This window comes from Acinetobacter sp. CIP 102136 (genome assembly GCF_000369685.1).
Taxonomy (GTDB): domain Bacteria; phylum Pseudomonadota; class Gammaproteobacteria; order Pseudomonadales; family Moraxellaceae; genus Acinetobacter; species Acinetobacter fasciculus.
In genome coordinates, this window is record NZ_KB850142.1 from 1,217,339 (window position 1) to 1,241,954 (window position 24,616).

At 42.9% G+C, this 24,616-nt stretch carries 21 protein-coding genes and 1 pseudogene; 15 read left to right on the forward strand and 7 right to left on the reverse strand.

Annotated features, from left to right (window positions below):
- The first annotated feature begins 152 nt into the window (after window positions 1-152).
- The 13 genes from ppsA (at window position 153) to F893_RS11270 (ending at window position 14,685) form a co-directional block, all read left to right on the forward strand.
- The gene (gene ppsA, locus F893_RS11210; protein WP_005252147.1) at window positions 153-2,531 is read left to right on the forward strand and encodes a phosphoenolpyruvate synthase; all 2,379 of its coding nucleotides are present in this window, start codon (window positions 153-155) and stop codon (window positions 2,529-2,531) included.
- Window positions 2,532-2,950: 419 nt separating this feature from the next.
- Window positions 2,951-3,748, forward strand: coding sequence for an RDD family protein (locus F893_RS11215; protein ID WP_005252149.1), 798 nt, complete (start codon window positions 2,951-2,953; stop codon window positions 3,746-3,748).
- Between the two features lie 298 nt (window positions 3,749-4,046).
- Window positions 4,047-5,141, forward strand: coding sequence for a ubiquinol oxidase subunit II (gene cyoA, locus F893_RS11220; RefSeq protein ID WP_005252151.1), 1,095 nt, complete (start codon window positions 4,047-4,049; stop codon window positions 5,139-5,141).
- 3 nt (window positions 5,142-5,144) lie between these two features.
- Window positions 5,145-7,133, forward strand: a complete 1,989-nt coding sequence (gene cyoB / locus F893_RS11225; RefSeq protein ID WP_005252153.1) for a cytochrome o ubiquinol oxidase subunit I — start codon at window positions 5,145-5,147, stop codon at window positions 7,131-7,133.
- Between the two features lie 4 nt (window positions 7,134-7,137).
- Window positions 7,138-7,758 carry a cytochrome o ubiquinol oxidase subunit III gene (gene cyoC / locus F893_RS11230; protein ID WP_004278786.1) on the forward strand — a complete coding sequence of 207 codons (621 nt, stop codon included), beginning with the start codon at window positions 7,138-7,140 and terminating at the stop codon, window positions 7,756-7,758.
- The gene (locus F893_RS11235; RefSeq protein WP_004645410.1) at window positions 7,758-8,084 is read left to right on the forward strand and encodes a cytochrome o ubiquinol oxidase subunit IV; all 327 of its coding nucleotides are present in this window, start codon (window positions 7,758-7,760) and stop codon (window positions 8,082-8,084) included. The genes cyoC and F893_RS11235 overlap by 1 nt, the downstream gene beginning before the upstream one ends.
- A gap of 10 nt (window positions 8,085-8,094) precedes the next feature.
- Window positions 8,095-8,973 carry a heme o synthase gene (cyoE, locus tag F893_RS11240; protein WP_004645412.1) on the forward strand — a complete coding sequence of 293 codons (879 nt, stop codon included), beginning with the start codon at window positions 8,095-8,097 and terminating at the stop codon, window positions 8,971-8,973.
- A 438-nt stretch (window positions 8,974-9,411) separates the two neighbouring features.
- Window positions 9,412-9,798 carry a 30S ribosomal protein S6 gene (gene rpsF, locus F893_RS11245; RefSeq protein ID WP_004278789.1) on the forward strand — a complete coding sequence of 129 codons (387 nt, stop codon included), beginning with the start codon at window positions 9,412-9,414 and terminating at the stop codon, window positions 9,796-9,798.
- Window positions 9,799-9,810: 12 nt separating this feature from the next.
- On the forward strand, window positions 9,811-10,038 hold the full coding sequence (rpsR, locus tag F893_RS11250; RefSeq protein WP_004278792.1) for a 30S ribosomal protein S18: 228 nt from the start codon (window positions 9,811-9,813) through the stop codon (window positions 10,036-10,038).
- Window positions 10,039-10,047: 9 nt separating this feature from the next.
- Window positions 10,048-10,494, forward strand: coding sequence for a 50S ribosomal protein L9 (gene rplI, locus F893_RS11255; RefSeq protein ID WP_004278793.1), 447 nt, complete (start codon window positions 10,048-10,050; stop codon window positions 10,492-10,494).
- 216 nt (window positions 10,495-10,710) lie between these two features.
- Window positions 10,711-12,153 (forward strand): replicative DNA helicase, encoded by a 1,443-nt coding sequence (gene dnaB, locus F893_RS11260; protein ID WP_005247269.1) that lies wholly within the window; start codon window positions 10,711-10,713, stop codon window positions 12,151-12,153.
- A gap of 49 nt (window positions 12,154-12,202) precedes the next feature.
- Window positions 12,203-13,273: an alanine racemase gene (alr, locus tag F893_RS11265; protein WP_005252156.1), complete on the forward strand. Its 1,071-nt coding sequence runs from the start codon at window positions 12,203-12,205 to the stop codon at window positions 13,271-13,273.
- Window positions 13,274-13,380: 107 nt separating this feature from the next.
- Window positions 13,381-14,685 (forward strand): IS4 family transposase, encoded by a 1,305-nt coding sequence (locus F893_RS11270; protein WP_005252158.1) that lies wholly within the window; start codon window positions 13,381-13,383, stop codon window positions 14,683-14,685.
- A 35-nt stretch (window positions 14,686-14,720) separates the two neighbouring features.
- On the opposite strand, the gene F893_RS11275 is transcribed toward F893_RS11270, so the two are convergent.
- From F893_RS11275 to F893_RS11295, 5 genes and pseudogenes are all read right to left on the reverse strand, one after another.
- Entirely contained in the window at window positions 14,721-15,152 is a 432-nt protein-coding gene (locus F893_RS11275; protein ID WP_005252160.1) for a BLUF domain-containing protein, read from the reverse strand.
- 82 nt (window positions 15,153-15,234) lie between these two features.
- Entirely contained in the window at window positions 15,235-15,969 is a 735-nt protein-coding gene (locus tag F893_RS11280; protein WP_005252162.1) for a proteasome-type protease, read from the reverse strand.
- Window positions 15,970-15,982: 13 nt separating this feature from the next.
- Window positions 15,983-16,762, reverse strand: a complete 780-nt coding sequence (locus tag F893_RS11285; protein WP_005252164.1) for a transglutaminase family protein — start codon at window positions 16,760-16,762, stop codon at window positions 15,983-15,985.
- Window positions 16,759-17,361, reverse strand: coding sequence for an alpha-E domain-containing protein (locus F893_RS11290; RefSeq protein ID WP_005106612.1), 603 nt, complete (start codon window positions 17,359-17,361; stop codon window positions 16,759-16,761). The genes F893_RS11285 and F893_RS11290 overlap by 4 nt, the downstream gene beginning before the upstream one ends.
- Before the next feature lie 22 nt (window positions 17,362-17,383).
- Window positions 17,384-18,829: pseudogene (locus F893_RS11295) on the reverse strand (circularly permuted type 2 ATP-grasp protein); the annotation flags it as partial.
- 354 nt (window positions 18,830-19,183) lie between these two features.
- On the opposite strand from F893_RS11295, the gene F893_RS11300 reads away from it, so the two are divergent.
- Window positions 19,184-20,191 (forward strand): helix-turn-helix transcriptional regulator, encoded by a 1,008-nt coding sequence (locus tag F893_RS11300; RefSeq protein WP_005252167.1) that lies wholly within the window; start codon window positions 19,184-19,186, stop codon window positions 20,189-20,191.
- A 502-nt stretch (window positions 20,192-20,693) separates the two neighbouring features.
- Window positions 20,694-22,364, forward strand: coding sequence for an FMN-binding glutamate synthase family protein (locus tag F893_RS11305; RefSeq protein ID WP_005252169.1), 1,671 nt, complete (start codon window positions 20,694-20,696; stop codon window positions 22,362-22,364).
- A 69-nt stretch (window positions 22,365-22,433) separates the two neighbouring features.
- On the opposite strand, the gene F893_RS11310 is transcribed toward F893_RS11305, so the two are convergent.
- Together F893_RS11310 and F893_RS11315 are read right to left on the reverse strand one after the other, a co-directional pair.
- The gene (locus tag F893_RS11310) at window positions 22,434-23,477 is read right to left on the reverse strand and encodes an alpha/beta hydrolase (RefSeq protein ID WP_005252171.1); all 1,044 of its coding nucleotides are present in this window, start codon (window positions 23,475-23,477) and stop codon (window positions 22,434-22,436) included.
- Window positions 23,477-24,616 (reverse strand): YdcF family protein, encoded by a 1,140-nt coding sequence (locus F893_RS11315; protein ID WP_005252173.1) that lies wholly within the window; start codon window positions 24,614-24,616, stop codon window positions 23,477-23,479. The genes F893_RS11310 and F893_RS11315 overlap by 1 nt, the downstream gene beginning before the upstream one ends.

Here is a 24,616-nt window from a genome sequence, read left to right on the forward strand (position 1 = left end):
AAATTCTCCTCCAACATTTGTCTTAGTGCTATATAATCTTTATAGTAAACCGATCTTACATGACTGTCGCTTAGTAAAATCAAAAACCTAGATGATTTGCTATACTCTCATGCCGAGATAGTGATTAATACTGCAAAAGTGGAGTAACAACTTTGGAAGCGCGCGTAATTGGTCTGGAAAAATTAGGGAAGCACGACGTTGAGCTGGTCGGTGGGAAAAACTCATCACTAGGCGAAATGATCAGCCACTTATCAAATGCTGGTGTATCTGTGCCAGGTGGTTTCGCAACGACTGCCGATGCCTACCGTGAATTTCTCGAGCAAAGTGGCCTAAACGCTAAAATCAATGCAGAGCTTGCTGCACTCAATGTTGATGATGTAAATGCACTCGCTGAAACTGGCGCAAAAATTCGTCAATGGATTGTGGATACTCCACTTACGCCTGCCTTAGAACAAGAAGTTCGTACAGCATTTGCAGAACTTTCTAACGGCAACCCTGACATCGCGGTTGCCGTTCGTTCTTCTGCAACTGCAGAAGATTTGCCGGATGCTTCTTTTGCCGGCCAGCAAGAAACTTTCCTGAATATTCGTGGTATTGATAACGTTCTGATCGCAATCAAAGAAGTGTTTGCATCTTTGTACAACGACCGCGCAATCTCTTACCGTGTACACCAAAACTTTGCCCATGATGTAGTTGCCCTGTCTGCTGGTGTACAACGCATGGTTCGTTCAGAAACTGGCGCTGCAGGTGTAATGTTTACGCTAGATACTGAATCAGGCTTCCGTGATGCAGTATTCATTACCGCATCTTATGGTTTGGGTGAAATGGTCGTTCAAGGTGCAGTTAACCCGGACGAATTCTATATTTCTAAACCGCTTTTAAATGCAGGCCGACACGCGATTCTTCGTCGCAACCTGGGTTCTAAGCATCAGAAAATGATTTACGGTGAAGAAGCCTCTGCAGGTAAATCTGTCGTTGTCGTGGATGTTGAAAAAGCTGAACGCCAACAGTTCGCTTTAAACGACCAAGAATTACAAGAGCTTGCTAAACAAGCGCTGATCATTGAAAACCACTACGGTACACCAATGGACATCGAGTGGGCAAAAGATGGCGATGATGGCAAAATCTACATCGTTCAGGCGCGTCCTGAAACTGTAAAAAGCCGTGAAAATGTCGGCACTATGGAACGCTACCTGTTGAAACAACGCGGTACTGTGATCTGTGAAGGCCGTTCAATTGGTCAACGCATTGGTTCTGGTAAAGTCCGCATTGTGACGTCTATTAAAGAAATGGACAAAGTACAAGATGGTGATGTTCTTGTATCTGATATGACTGACCCGGATTGGGAACCAGTCATGAAACGTGCAGCTGCGATTGTAACAAACCGTGGTGGTCGTACTTGTCACGCAGCAATTATTGCACGTGAGCTTGGTGTTCCTGCAATCGTGGGTTGTGGTAATGCAACTGAAGTTCTTGTAGACGGTCAGGAAGTGACTGTGTCTTGTGCTGAAGGTGATACTGGCTTTATCTATGAAGGCGCACTAGATTTTGAAATTCAAAAGAATTCAATTGAGTCTATGCCTGCTCTTCCATTTAAAGTAATGATGAACGTGGGTAACCCGGATCGTGCATTTGACTTTGCCCAAATTCCAAACGCAGGTATTGGTCTGGCGCGTCTTGAATTCATTATTAACCGTATGATTGGTGTTCACCCGAAAGCATTAATCAATATTGACAGCCTTCCACGTGAAACACGTGCAGCAGTCATGGCGCGTACTGCAGGTTATGCATCTCCAATTGAATTCTATGTAGAGAAACTGGTTGAAGGTATCTCGACACTTGCTGCTGCATTTGCAGACAAGCCAGTCATTGTTCGTATGTCAGACTTCAAGTCTAACGAATATGCAAACTTGATCGGTGGTAAGTTATACGAGCCAGAAGAAGAAAACCCGATGCTAGGTTTCCGTGGTGCAAGTCGCTACGTTTCTGATAACTTCCGTGATTGCTTTGAACTCGAATGTCGTGCATTGAAAAAGGCACGTGATGAAATGGGTTTAACCAATATCCAGATCATGATTCCATTTGTTCGTACTGTTGCTGAAGCGAAACGTGTAATTGAACTTCTTGCATTAAATGGTCTTAAGCGCGGTGAAAACGGCCTTAAAGTGATCATGATGTGTGAACTTCCAACCAATGCTTTATTGGCAGATCAGTTCCTTGAACATTTCGATGGTTTCTCTATTGGTTCAAACGACTTAACACAATTAACGCTTGGTCTTGACCGTGACTCTGGTATTGTCTCTCACCTATTTGATGAGCGCGACCCTGCGGTTAAAGCGTTGCTTTCTCTTGCAATTCAAGCATGCCGTAAAGCTGGCAAATATGTTGGTATTTGTGGTCAAGGTCCTTCTGATCACCCAGATCTTGCACAATGGTTAATGGAACAAGGTATCGACTCTGTATCTTTAAACCCAGACTCGGTACTTGAAACTTGGTTCTTCCTGGCTGAAGAAAAAGTGCAAAAAGCATAAGCAATTGTGAATAAAAAAGACCCTTTGATAGGGTCTTTTTTATGAGATAGACATTATGATTTATTGTTTGAAACTTGATAACTAAAGACCCAATCGAAATCTAAACAATTGAAGTTATAAATATAATTAAATCAAAGCTTATCAACACATAAAGACTGTAATGACAAACAAATACCAACAGTAAAGTCATATCAAAATGGCAATAATAATGAATAACCATTGAGTGTTCGGGAAGATATTTTTAAGAGTAGAGATCCTTGCAATTTTGTATGGGCGCATTTTTAATAAGAAATATGATTGAAAATCCTTAATTAATCTATATCTTACGATGAGAGGATGTTTGTTTTCAAAACAGAATTCAATACAATCTTGTTCAAAGCTATTATCAGTTCACATTTATATATTGAGATTCAGTCTATATGCAGATTTACTTGGCACGAAACAATCAACAAGCTGGTCCATATACGCTCGAGCAATTGAATCAGATGCTGGCGAATCAACAAGTCATGCTGACTGACCTGGCATGGCATCAAGGCATGACCGAGTGGAAAGCCTTAGGTGAACTTACCCAAGGAAAATCGGTATATCAACCCGAAGGTTATGTCGCTCCAGCAGTCACACCTGAAACGCCGGTATTCCAGAATAGCCAACCAACGACTTCGGCCTACTCACAGCCTCATACTCAAACAGTAACTCAAAAAAATGAACTTGCCAGTATTCCAAGCCGTATCCTGGCCAAAATTGTAGACGTATTACTGTGGCTACCAGCAACCTTCATTTTGACTGCTTTTTTTACGCCTGAACAGGAAACGCGGTTTGCTCAACTGAATGAAGAATTCATGAATGTTGTGCTGAGTAGCGATGCAGATCCTGCAATGGCTCAGCAATTACAGACTCAAATGTTTGAGATGTTTTCTCAGCAGGCGTGGCTTGCCACAGCGGTCTATTTGATTATCATGCTGGCCATTCAAGCCTTTCTGATTGCCAAATCAGGCCAAAGTATTGGTAAAAAGCTCACGAAAATCAAAATTGTAGATGTAGAATCAGGTGAAAAGACCAGCCTGTTGCGCGCCTTTACTATTCGTAGCGTATTTTTCATATTTTTAAATATTGTATTTATGCCACTGAGTTTAATTATTGACTGGGCCTTCGGATTGGGCAAAAAACGTCAAACCTTGCACGATAAACTCGCAAAAACGCAAGTTGTGAAACAATAGTGCAGGAATACACAAAATGGGATGAATATCATCCCATTTTGATTACAGAACTTTGAAATTGAAATAAAATTCCCATAAATCCCCCCCAATCCAGACCAGCAAAATCGGTTTTTATTACAGGCATTTAAAGCGCCCTAGATATAGCTTAGTTCGTGAATCTCAGGCATAATGCCCTACAACGTAGCGGTGTATTGTGATTAATAGGATGTTTTGTAAAATTCAGCCTTTTTTGTCATGTGCACTTTAATCGCTATCCCATATTAAATTAGGGAATGGGACTCTTCACCGAGGTTGTAAAATGAGACAAACGATTTTAGCTGTATTGTCTTTATCTGCGATGACTGCACTCTTGACCGGGTGTGGTGGTGATATGGTACTTCTGAACTCTAAAGGTCCAGTTGCAGCAGGTCAAAGTAACCTGATGATGACTGCGATTTACTTAATGCTTTTGGTGGTTATTCCATCAATCATCATGGCATTATGGTTCGGTTGGAAATATCGTGCATCGAATAAAGACGCAGACTATAAACCTACATGGGCACACTCTACTGCGATTGAAATTGTAGTATGGGGTATCCCTGTCATTATTATTGGTATTTTAGCTTGGTTAACTTGGTGGGGTTCCCACAAGTATGACCCATACCGTCCAATTGAAGCAGATAAAGCACCTTTAACTGTTCAGGTTATTGCTGAGCAATTTAAATGGATCTTCATCTATCCTGAGCAAGGCATTGCAACTGTTAACGAATTGCGTTTCCCAGAGCAAACTCCGGTAAGCCTTCGTTTAACCTCTAACTTCACGATGAACTCGTTCTTCATCCCGGCGTTAAGTGGTCAGATTTATGCAATGGCAGGTATGCAAACTCACCTTAACTTCTTAGCTGATGAAACTAGTCCAGCTGAAGGTTATCGTGGTTTCTCTTCAAACTATTCAGGCTATGGCTTCTCACAAATGCGCTTCCGTGCACATTCTGTGACTGATGCTCAATTTGCTGAATGGGTTTCTGCTATTCAGGCAGGAAACGGTACTTCAGTTAACCCTAATGCAGTACAAAAAACTGTTCTAGACCAAGCTGAATTTGCAAGCTTACGTGACGGTAACCGCGGTGTTCACCAGATCGAAGCGATTATTGCAAGAGCTAAGACTCCTGAAGAGAAGGCTGCTGCTGAAGCAATGAAGCCTTACCCTACTAAGCCACATCCTGTGACTTACTACTCTTCTGTAGAGCAAGGTTTGTTTGAATCTGTGATTCACAAGTATATGAGTAACTACCACGGTGCTGACCATTCAGCTCCTGTAGAAGCTGCAGCGACTGATGCTGTTGCTCATGAAGCGTCTGCTTCTGAAGCTCATGTAGCTGGTGAACATGCGACTGCTTCTCAAGGAGAATAAGACATGAGCTTCTTAGGTAAGTTAGGTCCGGATGCAATTCCTTACGATCCAATCGTATTGGCAACTGTTGCAATGATGATCTTGGGTGGTATCGCAGTTGTTGCCGGTATTACCTACTTCAAAAAATGGGGCTACCTGTGGAACGAATGGTTCACATCTGTAGACCATAAAAAAATTGGTATCATGTACCTGTTCGTATCGATCATCATGCTGGTGCGTGGTTTCGCCGATGCGATCATGATGCGTCTTCAGCAGTTCCTTGCAAAAGGTGGCGGCGAAGGTTATTTACACCCTGAGCATTACGATCAGATCTTTACCGCGCATGGCGTGATCATGATCTTCTTCGTGGCAATGGGTCTTGTTGTTGGTTTGATGAACATCTCTGTACCGCTTCAAATCGGTGCACGTGACGTTGCATTTCCATTATTAAACTCACTCAGCTTCTGGTTATTCGCCGGTGCTGCGGGTCTAATGATGGTGTCACTCGCGTTAGGTGAGTTCGCTGCAACAGGCTGGATGGCATACCCTCCACTGTCTGGCATTGAATACTCTCCAGGCGTAGGTATGGACTACTATATCTGGGCACTGCAAATTTCAGGTCTGGGTACGCTATTAACGGGTGTTAACTTCTTCGTTACCATCATCAAAATGCGTGCGCCTGGCATGAAACTTATGGAAATGCCAATCTTTACCTGGACATCTTTATGTACAGCAGTATTGATTATTGCGGCTTTCCCAGTGTTGACTGCAACAATTGCAATGTTAACGCTTGACCGTTACTTCGGTTTCCACTTCTTTACTAACGACTTGGGTGGTAGCCCGATGTTGTACGTGAACTTGATTTGGACTTGGGGTCACCCGGAAGTATATATCTTGGTATTACCAGCATTTGGTATTTACTCTGAAGTTGTTGCGACTTTCTCGCGCAAAGCATTGTTCGGTTACAAATCAATGGTGTATGCAACAGTAGCAATCACAGTATTGTCATTCGTTGTATGGGTTCACCACTTCTTTACTATGGGTGCTGGTGCCAACGTTAACGCGTTCTTCGGTATCATGACCATGATTATTGCGATTCCTACAGGTGTGAAAATCTTCTCTTGGTTATTCACCATGTACAAGGGTCGTATTGTTTACACTACTCCAATGCTATGGACACTAGGCTTCCTGGTAACTTTCGGTATCGGTGGTTTAACAGGTGTATTGATGGCGGTTCCACCAGCGGACTTCCTGGTACATAACTCTTTATTCCTGATTGCTCACTTCCATAACGTAATTATTGGTGGTGTAGTATTTGCGATGTTCGCAGGTATCATCTTCTACTGGCCGAAAATGTTCGGTTGGAGACTGAATGAGACTTGGGGTAAAGCAGCGTTCTGGTTCTGGTTCTTCGGTTTCTACTTTGCGTTCATGCCACTTTATATCCTTGGTTTCATGGGTATGACACGTCGTTTGAATACATTTGACAACCCAGAATGGGACCCGTATGTAAATATCGCGATGTTCGGTGCAGTTCTGATTGCGCTTGGTATCGTATGTTTCATTCTGCAAATCGTGGTTGGTTTCTTACAACGTGACCAACGTCTGGATTTGACTGGCGATCCATGGGATGGTCGTACCCTTGAATGGGCGACATCTTCTCCTGCTCCGTTCTATAACTTTGCTCATCTTCCAAAGATCAATGGTATTGATACTTTCTGGATCGAGAAAGAAAATGGTGTTGCGTATGCAAAACCAACGAAGTACGAAGATGTTCATATGCCAACTAACCGTGCTGCCGGTTTCGTTATCGCGATGTTCATCACTGTTATGGGCTTCGGTTTAATCTGGCACATCTGGTGGTTAGTAGTTGTTACGTTCCTTGCTTCTATCATTAGCTTCATCGTGTCTTCTTTCACCAAGAAAGTGGATTACTATGTTCCAGCTGCTGAAGTTGAGCGTATTGAAAACGAACGCTATGCGATTCTTGAAAAACACTTGAAGAAGGACTAAGACAATGGCTGAAGTACTTCATCACGATAACCACGGACACGATGAGCATCATCATCACGATGATACTGACATCACCGTCTTTGGTTTCTGGACTTACTTGATGAGTGACCTTGTCCTGTTCGGTACACTCTTCATTGCGTTCGCTGTTTTGAGTAGCCACATTCCTGTGGGTACTCCAAGTGCGAGAGACCTGTTTGGCGACTCTTTAGGTTTCGTTCTTACTGAAACCTTCGCCCTCTTGATCTCTTCTGTAACCTTTGGTTTTGCAGTTCTTGCTGCATACAAAAAAGACGTTGCAAAAGTACTGACTTGGTTAGCGATTACTTGGGTATTCGGTGCTATCTTCATCGGCATGGAACTATATGAATTCAATCATCTAGTTCATGCGGGTCACGGTCCAAGCACAAGTGCGTTCTTATCTGCGTTCTTTACTTTGGTAGGTACGCACGGTATTCACGTAACTTCTGGTCTGGTCTGGATGATCGTGCTTATGGTTCAAATCAAGAAATATGGTTTGACTCTTGCAAACACGCGTCGTCTAGCTTGCCTAAGCTTGTTCTGGCACTTCCTTGACATCGTTTGGATCTGTGTATTCAGCGTAGTTTACTTGATGGGAGTTCTGTAATGAGTCACGATCATAACGCTGCTGGCGAATCACACGGTAACGTTAAGCAATATACCGTCGGCTTCATCCTTTCTGTCATCCTTACCGTAATTCCATTCGGTATGGTGATGGCAGGCGGTTTTGGCCGTGGTATTTTGATTACTGTCATCGCGATTACTGCGGTTGCTCAGATTCTTGTGCAGTTAATTTACTTCCTGCATATGAACTCTTCTTCAGAGCAACGCTGGAACGTGATTGCATTCGTGTATACCATCTTAACTATCGCTATTCTTTTAGTGGGTTCTGTATGGATCATGAATTACCTACACTACAACATGATGATCTAAACTGGTCGTCATGCTGAAAAAGTATTTATTCCTGACTAAGCCAGGAATTCTCTTCGGTAACTTTGTTACCACTTTGGGTGGCTACTTCGTAGCCACTCAAGGTTCTGTAGATTTCCTTCTCCTGCTTATTACCCTTCTCGGTACTACGCTTGTCGTAGCATCAGGATGTGTGGTCAATAACGTGATTGACCAGGACATCGACCAAAAAATGCAGCGCACCCAAAACCGTGCTCTGGTCACCAAAACCATTTCCGAACCTGTTGCCCTGGCCTTTGCCCTGGTATTAGGCATCGCTGGTTTTAGTCTTTTATGGTTCTGGGTAAATGCGTACGCTTTCCTATTCGCGGTGATTGGTTTTGTCGTATATGTTGGTTTCTACAGCCTATGGACAAAACGAACCACAATTCATCAAACTGTTGTAGGCAGTATTTCTGGTGCAGCTCCACCTGTCATTGGTTATACCGCAGTGGCCAATCAATTTGACCTCGGTGCGTTACTGATCTTTTTAGGTTATGCGCTATGGCAAATGCCTCACTCATGGGCGATTGCGATTTACCGCTTTGATGATTACAAAAATGCAGGTATTCCGATTTTGCCTGTGGCGCGTTCGATTCATCGCACCAAGATTGAATCACTAGTTTATGTGGTGTTATTCACACTGACCATGAATGCGTTATTTGTCTTTGGTTATGCCAACTGGTTCTATGCAGTGATTTTAAACTTACTGTGCATTTACTGGTTATATATCGGTGTGATTGGATTTAAAGCTGAAAATGATCAACTTTGGGCAAAGAAGTATTTCTTGTTCTCGGTGATCCTGATTACTGTCATCAGTATTATCTTTAGCTTTACCTCAACTGCGCCATCTACACAGATTGTGTTTTTTTAAAAAGATAGAGTTAGTCTCTATCTTTTTTTATTTTGATTTCTCTTAATCCCCTACTTCCAATAGTTGTAGAGCAGAATCAAAAATTCGGCGTTATAAAGCTAAACCTCGATCTTCCTGATCGCTTAGAAAATTCAATCTTTCTGGTTCCAGACTCCGATCCTTCAGTTTTCTAGATTTTATGGCCTGATAAGTAAAGCTTGATCTTCGCAACAATACATGTGCTGAATTTAACCAGTCCAAATTTGCTTAAAGCCAAAGTCAGGTTCTGATGATCGATCTGGTTATAGAGATAATTTCGCAAAAATGTCTTATTTGGTTGAAATTATCCCTAAAGATCACTACAATTCCCCCTTCGCAAACACTGCGACACAACTTTGGTTGTGACTCCTTGCTTCAATTTACTTAAATTGGGGCTGTCCAAACCGTAAGGAGCTGACAATGCGTCATTACGAAATCGTACTTTTAGTACACCCTGATCAAAGCGATCAAGTAGTTGGTATGGTAGAACGCTACCTAACTCACATCAAAGAAGCTGAAGGTCAAATCCACCGTCTTGAAGACTGGGGCCGTCGTCAATTGGCTTACCCAATCAACAAGATCCACAAAGCTCACTACATTCTTATGAATGTTGAGTGTGGTCAAACTACTCTTGATGAGCTTGAAGAATTGTTCCGTTATAACGACGCAATCATTCGTAGCCTTATCATCCGTCGTGAAAACGCTATCACTGAAGAGTCATTATTGGCGAAAAGTGCTGAAGAAAAACGTGCGCGTAAAGCTCAACGTGAAGAAGCACAACACGCTCAAGACTCTGCTGAAGCTTAAGGAGAACATAACATGGCACGTTTTTACCGTCGTCGCAAGTTCTGCCGCTTTACAGCTGAGAACGTTACTTACATCGACTACAAAGATATCGACACTTTAAAACAGTACATCACTGAAAACGGCAAAATTGTTCCTAGCCGTATTACAGGTACTAAAGCTCGTTACCAACGTCAATTAGCGTTAGCTATCAAACAAGCTCGCTACTTGTCTTTGATCCCTTACACTGACAATCATAAGTGAGGTTGAGCTGTGGATATTATCTTATTACAACGCATTAAAAACCTAGGTAAACTAGGCGATAAAGTTTCAGTTAAAGCTGGTTACGGCCGTAACTTCCTTATCCCTCAAGGTAAGGCTGTTGCTGCAACTGAAGCAAACACTGCTGCTTTTGAAGCTCGTCGTGCTGAACTTGAGAAAGAAGAAGCTGCTATCTTGGCTGCTGCTCAAGCACGTGCTGACCAATTGAACGAAGTGAACATCGTTATCACTGCGAAAGCTGGTGACGAAGGTAAACTATTCGGTTCTATCGGTACTCGTGACATCGCTGACGCGTTGACAAATGCTGGTCTAGAAGTAGACCGCGCTGAAGTACGTCTTCCAAATGGCGCGCTTCGTCACACTGGCGAATTTAACATCGCAATCCAATTGCACCATGATGTTACTGCAGAAGTTCTAGTTACTATCGTAGCTGAGTAATTTCTCGCCTCAAAAAGAGCATGCGAAAGCATGCTCTTTTTTTATCTCTAAAAAATATAATCTAGCCAACACTGTCAAATTCATTTTATTATTCGTGTTTACAAAAAATTGCACTTCGCATTTTTGATCAGAGCGCGTATCATTTCATCTCGTAGTGAATAAACGCTATTCATCTCCGACGATATTTAACCATTGTATTTAAAATCAGGGATTTATATGTCACAGGCGAATGCCAGCAAAAAGGTAGCTACTGCTAAACCGGAAATTGTTACTGAAAATAGCAATCTCAAGGAGTTCCGTACTCCGCCCCATAATTTAGCAATTGAACAGGCTGTACTTGCTGCCCTTATGACTGTGGCTGAATCTTTTGAACAAGTCGGTGATGTACTGACTGAAAATGATTTTTATGCTACCCGACATAAATATATCTTCCGTGCCATTGAGCAGCTCTCTAAAGAAAACTCGCCTTATGATGCTGTTCTGGTGCATGACTGGCTCATCAAACAGAATTTACTCGATGCCATTGGTGGCGAAGAGTATCTGATGCAGCTGATGGCAGATTCGCCATCGAGTTTCTATAACCTGGAAACTTATGCCGGTAAGATTAAAGAATTCTCTACCCTGCGCAGCATGATTAAAGTCAGCTCCGAAATTTTACAAAATGCCTATGACACCAAAGGCCGTACTGTCAGTGAAATTCTGGATCTGGCTGAGACCAATATTTTCTCGATTGCCGAACAACACAATAATAATGCAAAAGCGCAAGGGCCTAAGCCGATCAACTCGGTAGTCGCAGACGTATTCGACAAATTAAATGAACTATCACAAATGGAAGGCAGCATTACCGGTTTGACTACTGGTTTTGTGGAACTGGATAACAAAACTTCCGGCATGCAATCCGGTGATTTAATTATTGTCGCGGCGCGTCCTTCCATGGGTAAAACCACCTTTGCCATGAATCTGGTCGAAAGTGTTTTATTCAATAACAACCTGCCGGCCCTGGTGTATTCGATGGAGATGCCCGCCGACTCGATCGCCATGCGTTTGATTTCATCATTTGGTCGCGTGCATCAGGGACATTTACGTTCTGGTAAAATGGATAGTGATGAATGGTCAAAAGTCACCAGTACCATTGTGCATTTACAAGAAAAAAATCTGTATATTGATGATTCTTCTGCGCTGCCACCGACAGAATTACGTGCCCGTGCGCGTCGTATTGCCAAAATGCATGGCGGAAAACTAGGCTGTATCATGGTCGATTACCTGCAGCTGATGAAAGTCCCTGGCATGGGTGATAATCGTGTTGGCGAAATCTCGGAAATTTCCCGAAGCTTAAAAGCCTTGGCGAAGGAAATGCAATGTCCCGTAATTGCCTTGTCGCAGCTCAACCGATCCCTGGAGAACCGTCCAAACAAACGTCCGGTGATGTCCGACTTGCGTGAATCCGGTGCGATCGAGCAGGATGCCGACTTGATCATGTTTATTTACCGTGATGAGGTTTATAACAAGGAATCCAAGGAAGCTGGCACCGCCGAAATCATTATCGGTAAACAGCGTAACGGCCCGATTGGTACCGTGCGTCTGGCATTCGAAGGTCAATATACCCGCTTTAGTAATCTCTCGCCTGAGTTCTATGCTCAGTATGATGACGAAGAGTAATCAGGCTCTCGTCATCACATTTCCATCGTCCCTCTAGGAGTAATTTAGGGTGCGCCAAGCTACAGTTTATATTGACAGCGCTGCGCTGCAATATAATTTAGACCGTGTCAAACAACTTGCCCCAACCGCGAAAATCGTCAGTATGGTAAAAGCCAATGCTTATGGACACGGAGTTAAAGACTGCTTAGCAGCCTTAAGCGAAACCGATGCCTTTGGTGTCGCCTGCCTGCAAGAAGCCTTAGAAATTCGTGAATTAGGCTATCTACAGCCGATCACGCTTATCGAAGGTGTTTTTTCTGCAGATGAAATGCCAATCGTAATCGAACAGAATATTGAAGTCATTGTGCATCAACAGGCTCAAGTCGACTGGTTAATTGCACATAAAGATGCCTATATCGCCAAAGGTCTAAAAGTCTGGGTCAAACTGAATAGCGGCATGAACCGCCTAGGTTTTAAGATTGATGTGATTAAAACCGTGATCAATCAGTTGAAAGCAGAAGGCTTTACTTGTGTACTTGCCATGCACTTCGCCAATGCAGATGCCGAGCATCCACTGAATGATGAACAAATCCGTCAATTCTTGGAAATTAAAAATGACTGCGCCCCACTTTTAGCCTCTTGCTGTAACTCGGCTGCAATCTATAAATATCCAGAATTGCATTTTGACTATGTGCGTCCAGGGATCATGCTCTACGGTGCGACGCCCTTTTCAGACCGGGATGTGCATGATCTGGACTTAAAGCCGGTCATGACGTTTACAGCTGAAATTATTGCCTTGAATGATATTCAAGCAGGTGAGCATGTCGGTTATGGTTCGACATTTACCGCAAATCAAGACATGACGCTAGCCATTGTTTCAATTGGCTACGGTGATGGTTATCCACGTGCTTTCCCTAAACAGAACTATGTCGCGATTAATGACCAGCAAACTCGCGTGATCGGCCGCGTAGCGATGGATATGATCGCTATTGATGTCACAGGGTTAGAGGTGCAATTGGGCACAGAAGTCGAACTTTGGGGTAAAACCCGTCTGGTGGATGATGTGGCTGAAGCGAATGGCACGATTGGTTATGAACTATTATGCCGACTGAGCAATCGTCCACTACGCCAAGTAGTCTGATCTAGTCCTCAAAGTAAAAAAGCCCAACATAGGTTGTAATGCCAGTCAGTTAAGCAAAAAAAGTTAAAATGCTGTAAAAAGAGCGTATGTAAATACGCTCTTTTTTTATGAATTTATCTCAGAATCTAGATTTAACATTAAAACAAACCCTACCTTCACTTTCACAATTCAGTGAATTGATTGATTTAAACTGGATTGAAGATTGCTTAGACCAAACAGGTAAAGCATCAATTCGAAAAAGAAAACTGCCTGCTGAACATGTTGTTTGGCTGGTAATAGGACTTGCTCTATTTCGAAATCAACCGATTTGGTATGTGGTTCAACAATTGCAACTTGTTTTCGGTACGGCAGAATACTGTGTACCGAGTGCATCAGTACAAGCAAGACAACGCTTAGGCTTAGAACCCATGAGTGCTTTATTTTCGACATTAAGTCAGGCATGGTTTAAAGACTCACAACAACAATATAGCAACTTTCACGGTCTATGCGTTTGTGCTGTAGATGGTGTGGTTTGGTCTATGCCTCATACAGAAGAAAACTTTAAGCACTTTGGTTCATCCAAAGGCAAAACAGCAGCTGCACCTTACCCACAAGTTAGAGTGACTTGCCTGGTGAATACCAATACCCATGAAATGATTGATGCCCAAATGGGCAGTATGGATCAAGGTGAATTAACCTTAGCCAGTCAATTAAAAGCACCAGTTCGCAGTATTACCCTATTTGATCGTGCTTACTTCTCTGCTGATTTTTTAGTGAGCTGGCAATCTCAGGCAGAAGAGAGTCATTGGTTGATGCGAGCAAAGGACAACCTGCGTTATGAAGTGATTCATCATAATGCGGCCCATGACTTTCAGATCAAAATGCTTGTTTCAGCAAGAGCAAAAAAGATAAATCCGTCATTGGGTGACTATTGGGAAGCACGTTTAATTGAAGTTGAATATGCAGGAAAAATAAGACGTTACATTACATCATTAACAAATTCTAAAGTTTATCCATTCAAAGACCTTGCAATGCTTTATATCCAGCGTTGGGAAATAGAAATGTGTTATCGGGAAATTAAAAGTGATTTACAGGATGCAAGGATTTTAAGAAGCAAACAACCTGATTTGGTCTATCAAGAATTGTGGGGGGTATTTATTGCATATAATATCTTAAGAAGACAGATGAGGTTTATCGCTGAACATGCAAAGGTGAGTCCTTTAAGGATCAGTTTCCATATTGCATCTATGAGTATTATCAATATCTTAAGGCACACACCTTTAGAATCAGCAGGAAACCTACCCAAACATTTAGCGCAATTATTTGAACAATCTAAAATATTTGTATTACCTGAAAAAAGGCAAAGGCAATGTCCGCGAGTAGTGAAAATTAAAGCACAAAAATATCCAAGAAAATGCCAGTCAATTTCTTAACTGACTGGCATTACAACATAGGTTGGGCTTTTTCTTTAGGCTGACTTTTGTTCTTCGCCCTGCTCTATGCATAATTGCATTAATAAGGCATCGACATGACTTTGCTGAAAGTCAAAAGGATTAAACTCATCAAATCCCATTTCCCGACAGAATTGCTGGATTTGACTGCGTTTAGAAATATATTTCATCGACCAATCTGGGAAACTCGGATATTCAATTTCCTTGGTCTCAAATAATTTAATATCCTGATGGCGAGGATCTTTATTCAGTCGCTCCACCAGCAGACTTTTTAAAGTGGCACATTCCCCTTCGAGACATTGAAAAAAATGACCATCTGCGAAATACAGTACACCTGTCACTTGATGCTGATAATTAAAATCACGAGCTTCTTTCAGGATATTCGCCAAATCTTCAAGTAAGTCAGGTTTGGGAGAAGTACTTTTACTGGCGTAACAAAATTGGTACATGCGCTAACTTCTCTATTTTTATTATGCTGAACTGCATAGAAGTTAACACTGTACGCGAAAAACCTGAACCCGGATAGGTTTATTATAAGAAATACTCATTAGAGGGAACCGGAAGTTCCGCCAATCCTTTTTTCAAGGTCTCTGACCATTGCCGGCTGATTGACGTGAAATACTCATCATCTTCGGCAATACGCTTGCCTCTTGGCATGATCAGACTGTCTTTTTTATAGACCAGCACATCGAGGGGCATACCAACCGATACATTGGAACGTAGGGTCGATGCAAATGAAATCAGGGAACAGCGCAAAGCTTCATCCAGCGGCATATCATAAGTCAGCGCACGATCCAGGATCGGCTTGCCATATTTACTTTCGCCAATCTGAAAATACGGCGTATCGCGTGTGGCACAGATAAAGTTCCCTTGCGGATAGACATAATAAAGCTGCATATCCTGATCTTTAAGTTGTCCACCGACCAGCAGATTGCAATAATAATTGCTTTGTTCCGAAATATCGCTCGTAACATTCGCAATCACTTTCTTCAGCATACTACCCACCAGCTCAGCGACATCAAACATGGTGTGCAGACTCAAGATATTGGGTTCCTGCTTCAGTTCGAGCTGATTTTTGATATGCCCAATTACTGCTTGTGTTGTTGCCAGATTTCCGGATGCCTGTATGACGATCATACGTTCCCCGGGAATACCAAAGGTATACAACTTTCGAAATACAGAAATGTGATCTACTCCGGCATTGGTTCGGGTATCACTGATAAAAAGCATACCTTGCTCTAAACGTAGTGCACAACAATACGTCATTCATTCGTCCTTATTAACATCCTAGCACTTGAACGATGGAATGCATGGATTCCACACCGCCCTTTTCTCTGACACCGCGTACCGGCGCCACATCCCAATAATCCCGTCCAATCGCCACATAAACATGCGAACTTGGAGTAAACAACAGATTACTGACATCAAAACAATACCATGTCTGGTCTACAAACACCTCTACCCAAGCGTGACTGGCCAGATGCGAAGCATTTTGTGCATATAAATAACCAGAAACATAGCGTGCAGGCAAACCTAGATATTTGCACATGGCAATAAAAATATGACTATGGTCCTGACAGACGCCCTGTCTGGACTCAAAGGCATCTATTGCAGAGCCTTGCACTGAAGTACTGTTTGAAATATAAGGCACATGCTCCAGCAAGGCCTGTGCCAGTCCAATCAAATGCTGACGGGTTAATGCAGGAACATGACGTTGTGCAAAGTCTTTCATTGCTGCATTACATTGGGTTGATTCGGTCGGCTGTAGAAAAAGATTGGGATTGATTGAATCATTCAGTCCACTCTGATGCGCAGGATTTAGCTCGACTATTCCTTGCGCCATGATAGTCAGGGAATAATAAGGTTCCCGCTGGCTACAGGTCATCCACAGATTATGAAATGCATCTTTCCGGATTTCTTTATTACCCGGTACACTGATATCCCAAGAATGAACCCGCTGATGCGCATTGCTCGAAGGCATCATTTTAATGTACTGAATACTGTTCCTCACCTCGGCCGTGTACATATAATGCGTTTGGTGATTCACCATCAATTTCATACATCTGCCTCAAACATTTGATGGATATGGTCACTAAACTGGTAGAACTGAATCCGGTTCGGTTCTGTACGCAACTGTTCCCAGTACTGTTCCAGATCATCCCAGCCCATTTCCACCAGAATTCTGACCACATAATCAATCTTGCAGAGTGTGGTACTAGTCTCTTCACCCAGGCGTAACTGATGATCGAGCTGTTCGACACATTGCCCTAGACTAAAAAACAGAAAAATATCGGAAGATTCGGCTTCCAGAATATCTTCACATTCCGTCACCACTTCACAGATATAACCAGCATTTTTGTCTGCGGTTTTGATCAGTTTCATCAGTTCCGCATAGCCTGAAGCAGACAGCACCCCTCGTAATTCCTGAATATTGTCTTTGGCCACTTTAAACTGCTGGCTAAAAGACGCCACTTGCGTAGGATCAAGTACTAGCTCATTTAGGGAACTGGCATCAAAGGCAGGTAAACAGAAAGCATGGGCATATGCCACTGCCGCTTCGTCTTCTAAAAATGGAAAGCGAGCACATAAAAAATGAGTGCGAGATAAATAACGCCCTAACCAAAAAATATGTTGCGCATTGCTATTCAGCAAAACCATGACATTTTCCTTCTTTGGAATCTTATGAATGTAAATTGTCGACTACCCAGGTATCTTTGATACCGCCACCTTGTGATGAATTCACCACCAGTGAGCCGGGTTGCATCGCCACACGTGTCAAGCCACCCTGTACGATTTCAGTACGATAAGGCGAACTTAATACAAATGGGCGTAAGTCGATATGACGTTCAGCAATACCAAAATTGGTCAAAGTCGGACTAACCGATAAGTCCAAAGTGGGCTGCGCAATATATAAATGCGGCGCAGCTAAAATTTTCTCCCTGAAAGTTTCAATTTGCTGTTTAGACGCTTGTGGTCCAATGAGCATGCCATAACCGCCCGAACCCTGCGCTTCTTTCACCACCAGCTGATCCAGATGAGCCACGACATAGTCTAATTCTTCAGAATTACGACATTGATAAGTCGGAACATTTTTTAGAATTGGCTGCTCGCCCAAATAAAAACGAATCATTTTGTCGACATATGGATAAACCGATTTGTCATCTGCCACACCGGTTCCCGGCGCATTGGCAATCACGACATTATTTTGCAAATAAGCCGACATCAAGCCAGCAACACCCAAAGTGCTATCCGGTTTAAAGCATAAGGGATCAAGAAACGCATCATCGACCCGTCTATAAATAACATCGACTCGTTGGCGACCACGTATGGTTTTTACATAAACCTTCGAGTCATCAACAAAAAGGTCACGTGATGTTACCAATGGCACATCCATCTCTCTTGCAAGGAAAGAATGTTCATAGTAAGCACTATTAAAACGTCCTGGGGTCAGTACCACCACAAATGGCTTATCGACATAAGCATTTTCGATCAGGATTTCTTTTAATAATTGTGGATATTGCTCGATTCCGGCAATCTTGGACTGCTCGAATACTTTCGGCATCAGTTTTTCACTGATCTTGCGGCATTCCAGCATATAAGACACGCCAGATGGCGTTCTGAGATTATCTTCTAAGACATAAAACTCGCCCTTGGAATCACGGATCACATCGATCCCGCTAATCTGGCTATAAATCCCGCCTTTCAAGCTATGTTGATACATATGCGGCTGATAGGCTTCATGAGTTAAAATCTGCAACTCAGGAATGATATTGGCTTTTAAAATGTCCTGTTGATGATAAATATCATGTAAGAATAAATTTAGCGCCCGTACCCGTTGTGCCGAGCCTAAAGCCACCATATTCCACTGTTTCCGGTCTATGACTCGCGGAATGATATCGTAGGGAATAGTGCGTTCTACGCCTTCTTCATCGCCATAAACGGTAAAGGTAATACCGTGATTTAAAAAATGTTCTTTTGCTACCTGATTCAGTGCATTGAGTTCATCCAGCGTATGTTGAGATAACCATTCTTCCAGTCTTTGACCTGCCTGACTGGACAGCACATGTTCATCCTGCATTTCATTAAAGAACTTTGAAGATAACTGCTGCAGTAAAAGTTGTGGGTTTGTTGTAGTAGATACCGCTGTAGTTTTAGTGTCTATAAAATTTTTTCCAATATTCTGGGAACTAAATTTATCAATTGTTTCAATCACATTTGTATCCTGATTTCCTTTAAGCATACAAACCCTCGTATTATCATCTATTATAATTAAATCAAAGCAATATCCATGCCATGACATCTGCATTTCAATTACCATTAATCTAATAAATGCCCAATGAACTCAATGCTATTTTCGACCAAGTTGTTTTAGAATTGTAGGACAAATGTTGCACAGAGGGACTTGCGAAAAAATGAGAGTTTTTTTATTGTGTTAAGCTAAGCCTAAATCCCCTCTTCTTTATTGCCAGCAAAATAAATTATGTCAGCACAAGAAAAAGAAACTTCAAACAGTCTGTATCGCCAATGGCAAATTTTGTCGCGTCTTTCTACCGGCAAATGGATGGGAACACGTGAATTAGAGGAAATCCTCAATCGCGAAGGCATCGATATCAGTCTACGTACCATTCAGCGTGACCTGAATCAGATTGCGCAACGCTTTCCAATTGAAAGCAGTAAAACCACGCCGCAAGGCTGGCGTTGGCGTTCAGATGCGCCGCTGCAAAGTTTGCCGCATATGACCAGCTCGCAAGCGGTCACTTTCATGATGGTCGAAGAACATTTAAAACATCTGCTGCCACCGAGCCTGATCGAGGAAATGAATCCGTGGTTTGACCTGGCACGACGCAGTCTTTCTTCCCAGAACAATGTCCGGCAATGGATTAACCGCGTACGCATTGTTCCGGCCACCCAACCGCTGATTCCACCTGTGGTAGATAAGGCCGCGCAGCAAGCGGTGTATGAAGGCCTGTTACAGGACAAACAACTGGAATGTGTGTATCAGGGCCGTGGTCATAACAGCGAAGAAAAAACCTATATTCTCAATCCTCTGGCATTGGTACAAAAAGGGTCAATCATTTATCTGGTGTGTACCCGTCATGACAAATCGGATATCCAGACCTTTGCACTGCACCGCTTTAAATCGGCCGTCGTGCTGAATTCACGTGCCTTGCATCCGGTCAATTTCGATATTGATGATTATATTGATTCTGGTGCACTGGGCTTCCGGGTGGACTTCAACCATCCCACCGAAAATGTCACGCTTAAACTCAGCATGTCAGAGTCGGATGCGCATTACTTTGAGGAAAGCCAGCTCAGTAAAGACCAGAAAATTGAAAAAATGGAAGATGGCATGTCGCTGATCACTGCTACCGTGCCATTTACCTCTCAACTGGTCTGGTGGCTGCGTAGCTTTGGTAAAAAGATTAAACATATTGAACCGAGTATTGTGGCCAATGCAGTCGCTCAACTGGATGAGGAAAACCCTTAACTACACAGGCTTCATCCAGATTCTTTTAGGTATTCCAGAATAAAAAAATCCCCAAATTGGGGACTGGAGAATTATGCTTATATTTTTGTTCTTGTTGTGGTGATCTGCCGCTGTGCCAATCTGCTTTTCTTTGACACCCCGAAATGCAGCTTGAATGAAACATCAATATTTAAAAATGACTGAGACATGAGCAAGCCAGCTCAGCATCATTAAAGCGAATGGATTTTTTGGTCATGGTTTAAGACTCCTATGTAGTGACTAAACCGACTATAAAGTCATCCGCCTTACTTGTGAAATAAATAGAATGCATGTCTTTTGCAGATTTTTTCTATAGGACTTTTTCCGCAAAATTTATCTGTAATCGCTGCTGATTCATTGCCTGGCTTAATAGTATTTCTGGCAAGTTTATAAAATCGAATAACAATTCTCTGCTTGTATAAGATACCTCGCTTTGCACATCATAAAGCCTTAATAGAAGTAGAAATAGGGACTTAATTTTACAATGGCTAACCCTGCTCAATTAGTACGTCACAAGCTGCTCAATACTTTCTTTTCCCGCCATTCGGTCTGGTTTGCCTGCATTCTGATTGCAGTAATTTTTACTACATTTCATATCGGTTATTCTCCGCGTTATATCTATTATTTTATGCCGCAAACGTTGGTGAATACCCTGTGGATCCTGAGCATTCTGCTGAGTTTGCTGGGTTTGTATGATGTACTGCAAAACAAGCATTCCATTCTGAAAAATTATCCCATCATGGGACATTTCCGCTTTATCTTTGAGGAATTTCGTCCCGAGATTCGTCAGTATTTTATTGAAGCCGACCGCGATGCGCTGCCCTTTTCCCGTATGCAGCGCAGTCTGGTGTATCAGCGGGCGAAAAATGAAAATTCTGATAAACCTTTCGGCTCGATTCTGAATGTCTATGAAGATAATTACCGCTTTGTTAGTCATTCCATCACGCCCTGCAAAGTTGCCGATCCACAGACTTTTCGTATCCTGATTGGAAATGAGCAATGTACCCAGCCCTTTTCAGCTTCTATTTTAAATATTTCAGCCATGAGCTTTGGCAGCATGAGTGCCAATGCGATACGAGCCCTTAATCTCGGCGCTAAAAAAGGTGATTTTTTCCATGATACAGGCGAAGGCAGTATCAGTCCCTACCATCTGGAATATGACGGTGATCTGGTCTGGGAAATTGGCAGTGGTTATTTTGGCTGCCGTACTTTAGATGGACAATTCGATCCGGAACGTTTTGCTGCACAAGCCAAATTACCCCAGGTAAAAATGATTGAAATCAAGCTTTCGCAAGGCGCAAAACCTGGCCACGGCGGTATTTTACCTAAAAGTAAAATTTCGGAAGAAATTGCCCAAATTCGAGGCATCAGCCGTGATCATGATTGTGTTTCACCTTCTAGTCATCCGGCATTTAACACACCGATTGAAATGATGCATTTCATACAAAAATTACGTGAACTTTCCAGCGGAAAACCGGTCGGATTTAAGCTGTGCTTGGGTCAACCGTGGCAGTTTATGAGCATGGTCAAAGCCATGTTACATACTCAGATTTACCCAGATTTTATTGTGGTTGATGGTTCTGAAGGTGGAACCGGTGCTGCACCCATTGAATTAATTGACTATGTCGGTGCGCCTTTAAGAGAAGGTTTACTGTTTGTACACAACACCCTTGTTGGTGCAGGTTTGAGAGATAAGATCAAAATTGGTGCAAGTGGTAAAATAATTAGTGCATTCGATATTGCCAGCACGCTTGCCATTGGTGCGGATTGGGTGAACTCTGCCCGTGGTTTTATGTTTGCAGTGGGCTGTATTCAGGCACAAAGTTGTCATACCAATCAATGCCCTGTCGGAGTCACCACCCAAGACAAAGATCGCCAGAAAGCCTTACATGTGCCGACCAAGGCCGAACGGGTGTTTCATTTTCATAAAAACACCTTACATGCCCTGTCTGAACTAATAGCTTCCGCAGGTCTCAAACACCCTTCCGCTATTAAGGCGCATCATCTGGCACAACGCGTGAATAATCACGAAATAAAGAACTTTGCGCAGATTCATTTCTGGCTGAAAGAAGGCGAATTATTGTCCTGTGAAAATAAAGATGAGGAGAACTTCTACTTCCGGATGTGGAATTTGGCCCAATTAGAAAAATTTTAATTTGATGCATTTAAAATCAAAAAAGGCGTTTAATTCAAATGCCTTTTTAAATATCCAATTTTCAATCTATCAATAATAAGTTTTGCTGCCATGTGCATGTAAAAAGGCAGGAATCAAACCCGTGAGTGCAGCACGAATATCAGCACGCTCATTGATTAACTGATGCGAACCTTCTTCCAGCATCAGTAAAGTCTGGAGCCGGAATTTACGCCGGATAAATTCGATATTATAACGCCAATCAACAGTCTGATCCTGTGCACCCTGTGCCAGCCAGACTGGAATACGACAAGCCGGACGCGCTTCCATTTCCAGCATCCAGCGTGACATCGCCAGAATCCAGTCCATGCCCATCATTCGCGGTTGTAATGGATCTTTAAGCCGGATAAAACGCAGAAACTCCGGATTATGGTTATTGCGTCTAAAATGCCGGGGAACTTCACGTTTGATTCGGCTAATAATGCCAAGCCCGACCGAATTATGCCACCAAGCAGTTTTGGCGGGACGAATCAATGGTGATAATAGCAAGACCCGCTCGACAAAAGGATTTTCACGACGTTCTGCAAATTCCAGTAAATGGTGCATCCAGATCGCACCACCGGTACTCTGGCCGATGCCAACCCAAGGTTTCGGTAATTGTGAAGCGTGCTGTACATAGCGATGTACTGCATGCAAGACCTGCTGATAATGATCAAAATTCTGAATGCTAGCTGGTGAACCATCACTGAGACCATGTCCCGGCAAGTCATAGGTCAATACGCTAAAACCCTGTTCCAAAAGCTCTTTGACAATGGGCTGATAAATGCCGCTATGTTCCAGATAACCATGCAGCAAAAAAGCAGTTCCCTGAATCTTATCAAAGCGGGTATTTTCCAGATTTGGCTCAAACACCTGTACATGTAACCTGAATAAAGGCATCTGTACATAGCCCTGCCAGTGTTTACAAACCAGTAAATCAAAACCATAAAGCTTGCGATAGGACTGCAGCTCAATCGGCGGTTCATCACTACGATTCAGGTTTAAAGGTGGCAAGAGTTGAGGCGTAACATCCCGACTCGGAATGGGTAAATCCAGCTGTTTCAGAATGGTAGGATTTAAAAATGGGATATCAGACATTATGGCACCTCCCGACAGTCACTGGATCCAAACCACATATCGCGCATGGTCGCCAACATTTCATAATTGGCACGACGACTGTGATCATAATTTTGTGCACTTGGACGCCATCGTGTCAATGACGTTGGCATCGGCGCTTCTACCGGAATGGTTTGTATGCCATTTAACGCAAATAAACGGCGGGTACGCGGCATATGATAACGATCCGTAATCAGAATCACTGTAGGCGCTCCACCTTTCTTTTGTAATAATAATGAACTGAAACGGGTATTTTCACAGGTGTTCATGCTGCGATCTTCCAGTAATTTGGCATCGACACCATGATTTTTTAACCAGCGCTGCATATACGGTGCTTCGACCCCACTCAGAACAATCGGTAACTGGTAATGTTTCTCTACTGCCAGCGTGGTTTCCAGACGTAGTCGCGTATAGTTATTGACGATGATCTCTTTGCCTTGGTCATCTAGGGTTAAGCCACCACCCAATACCACAATGGCATAAGGCTGAGAGCTATTCGCCGGTTTAGCCTGCTGTTGCTCTTGTAGTAAAGCCAAGTCCTGCTGGATTTCCTCTCCATCGGTTTCCTGTACCGAACTGGCTTCACCCTGCTCAAGTGGATGCGTCGTCAGAAACTCCATATATTGCTCAATACGTTCCTTGTTTTTACTACTGTCCCACTCCAACAATTCCCGGACATTTGCTGTCGGATCGGCTGGTTCTGCATCTTCCTGTGAGGACAATAAGGGCACCTGAGCAGGTGGACTTTGCTCTGCTTTTTGATCTTGCTGTTCGCGTTGATATTCTTCAATTACTTGCTGCAGCGCTTTATAACGTGCCTGAATCAGCATCAGGTTGGCCGAGTTATTTTGCTGGATATCCTGTTCCATGACCTTTAAATATGCCTGACGGGCTATCCACAAATCAGATCCAGGTTCTAGATTTTCATGCTCGCTTAATGCTGCCATTTTCTGGCTTTGGGCCGCGACTTCATTTAGCTCTAAGGAGACAAACTGGTTTAAGCCCTTGACGATCATTTTTGAGTAAAAAGGCGTATAAACCAACACCAGTAGACAGCCGCATAGTACAAATAGTCCAGTGACAATTTGTAGCAAACGTACCATCCAATGGGTGTTTTTCAT

Bases quoted from the DNA above. Each gene is read 5' to 3' on its own strand.
- cyoE (WP_004645412.1), top strand. From the start codon at position 8,095: ATGCTGAAAAAGTATTTATTCCTGACTAAGCCAGGAATTCTCTTCGGT.
- F893_RS11290 (WP_005106612.1), bottom strand. From the start codon at position 17,361: ATGGTTTTGCTGAATAGCAATGCGCAACATATTTTTTGGTTAGGGCGT.
- dnaB (WP_005247269.1), top strand. From the start codon at position 10,711: ATGTCACAGGCGAATGCCAGCAAAAAGGTAGCTACTGCTAAACCGGAA.
- F893_RS11215 (WP_005252149.1), top strand. From the start codon at position 2,951: ATGCAGATTTACTTGGCACGAAACAATCAACAAGCTGGTCCATATACG.
- cyoC (WP_004278786.1), top strand. From the start codon at position 7,138: ATGGCTGAAGTACTTCATCACGATAACCACGGACACGATGAGCATCAT.
- cyoA (WP_005252151.1), top strand. From the start codon at position 4,047: ATGAGACAAACGATTTTAGCTGTATTGTCTTTATCTGCGATGACTGCA.
- F893_RS11305 (WP_005252169.1), top strand. From the start codon at position 20,694: ATGGCTAACCCTGCTCAATTAGTACGTCACAAGCTGCTCAATACTTTC.
- F893_RS11275 (WP_005252160.1), bottom strand. From the start codon at position 15,152: ATGTACCAATTTTGTTACGCCAGTAAAAGTACTTCTCCCAAACCTGAC.
- F893_RS11300 (WP_005252167.1), top strand. From the start codon at position 19,184: ATGTCAGCACAAGAAAAAGAAACTTCAAACAGTCTGTATCGCCAATGG.
- rpsF (WP_004278789.1), top strand. From the start codon at position 9,412: ATGCGTCATTACGAAATCGTACTTTTAGTACACCCTGATCAAAGCGAT.
- F893_RS11270 (WP_005252158.1), top strand. From the start codon at position 13,381: ATGAATTTATCTCAGAATCTAGATTTAACATTAAAACAAACCCTACCT.
- cyoB (WP_005252153.1), top strand. From the start codon at position 5,145: ATGAGCTTCTTAGGTAAGTTAGGTCCGGATGCAATTCCTTACGATCCA.
- F893_RS11235 (WP_004645410.1), top strand. From the start codon at position 7,758: ATGAGTCACGATCATAACGCTGCTGGCGAATCACACGGTAACGTTAAG.
- F893_RS11310 (WP_005252171.1), bottom strand. From the start codon at position 23,477: ATGTCTGATATCCCATTTTTAAATCCTACCATTCTGAAACAGCTGGAT.
- F893_RS11285 (WP_005252164.1), bottom strand. From the start codon at position 16,762: ATGAAATTGATGGTGAATCACCAAACGCATTATATGTACACGGCCGAG.
- rpsR (WP_004278792.1), top strand. From the start codon at position 9,811: ATGGCACGTTTTTACCGTCGTCGCAAGTTCTGCCGCTTTACAGCTGAG.
- F893_RS11315 (WP_005252173.1), bottom strand. From the start codon at position 24,616: ATGAAAAACACCCATTGGATGGTACGTTTGCTACAAATTGTCACTGGA.
- F893_RS11280 (WP_005252162.1), bottom strand. From the start codon at position 15,969: ATGACGTATTGTTGTGCACTACGTTTAGAGCAAGGTATGCTTTTTATC.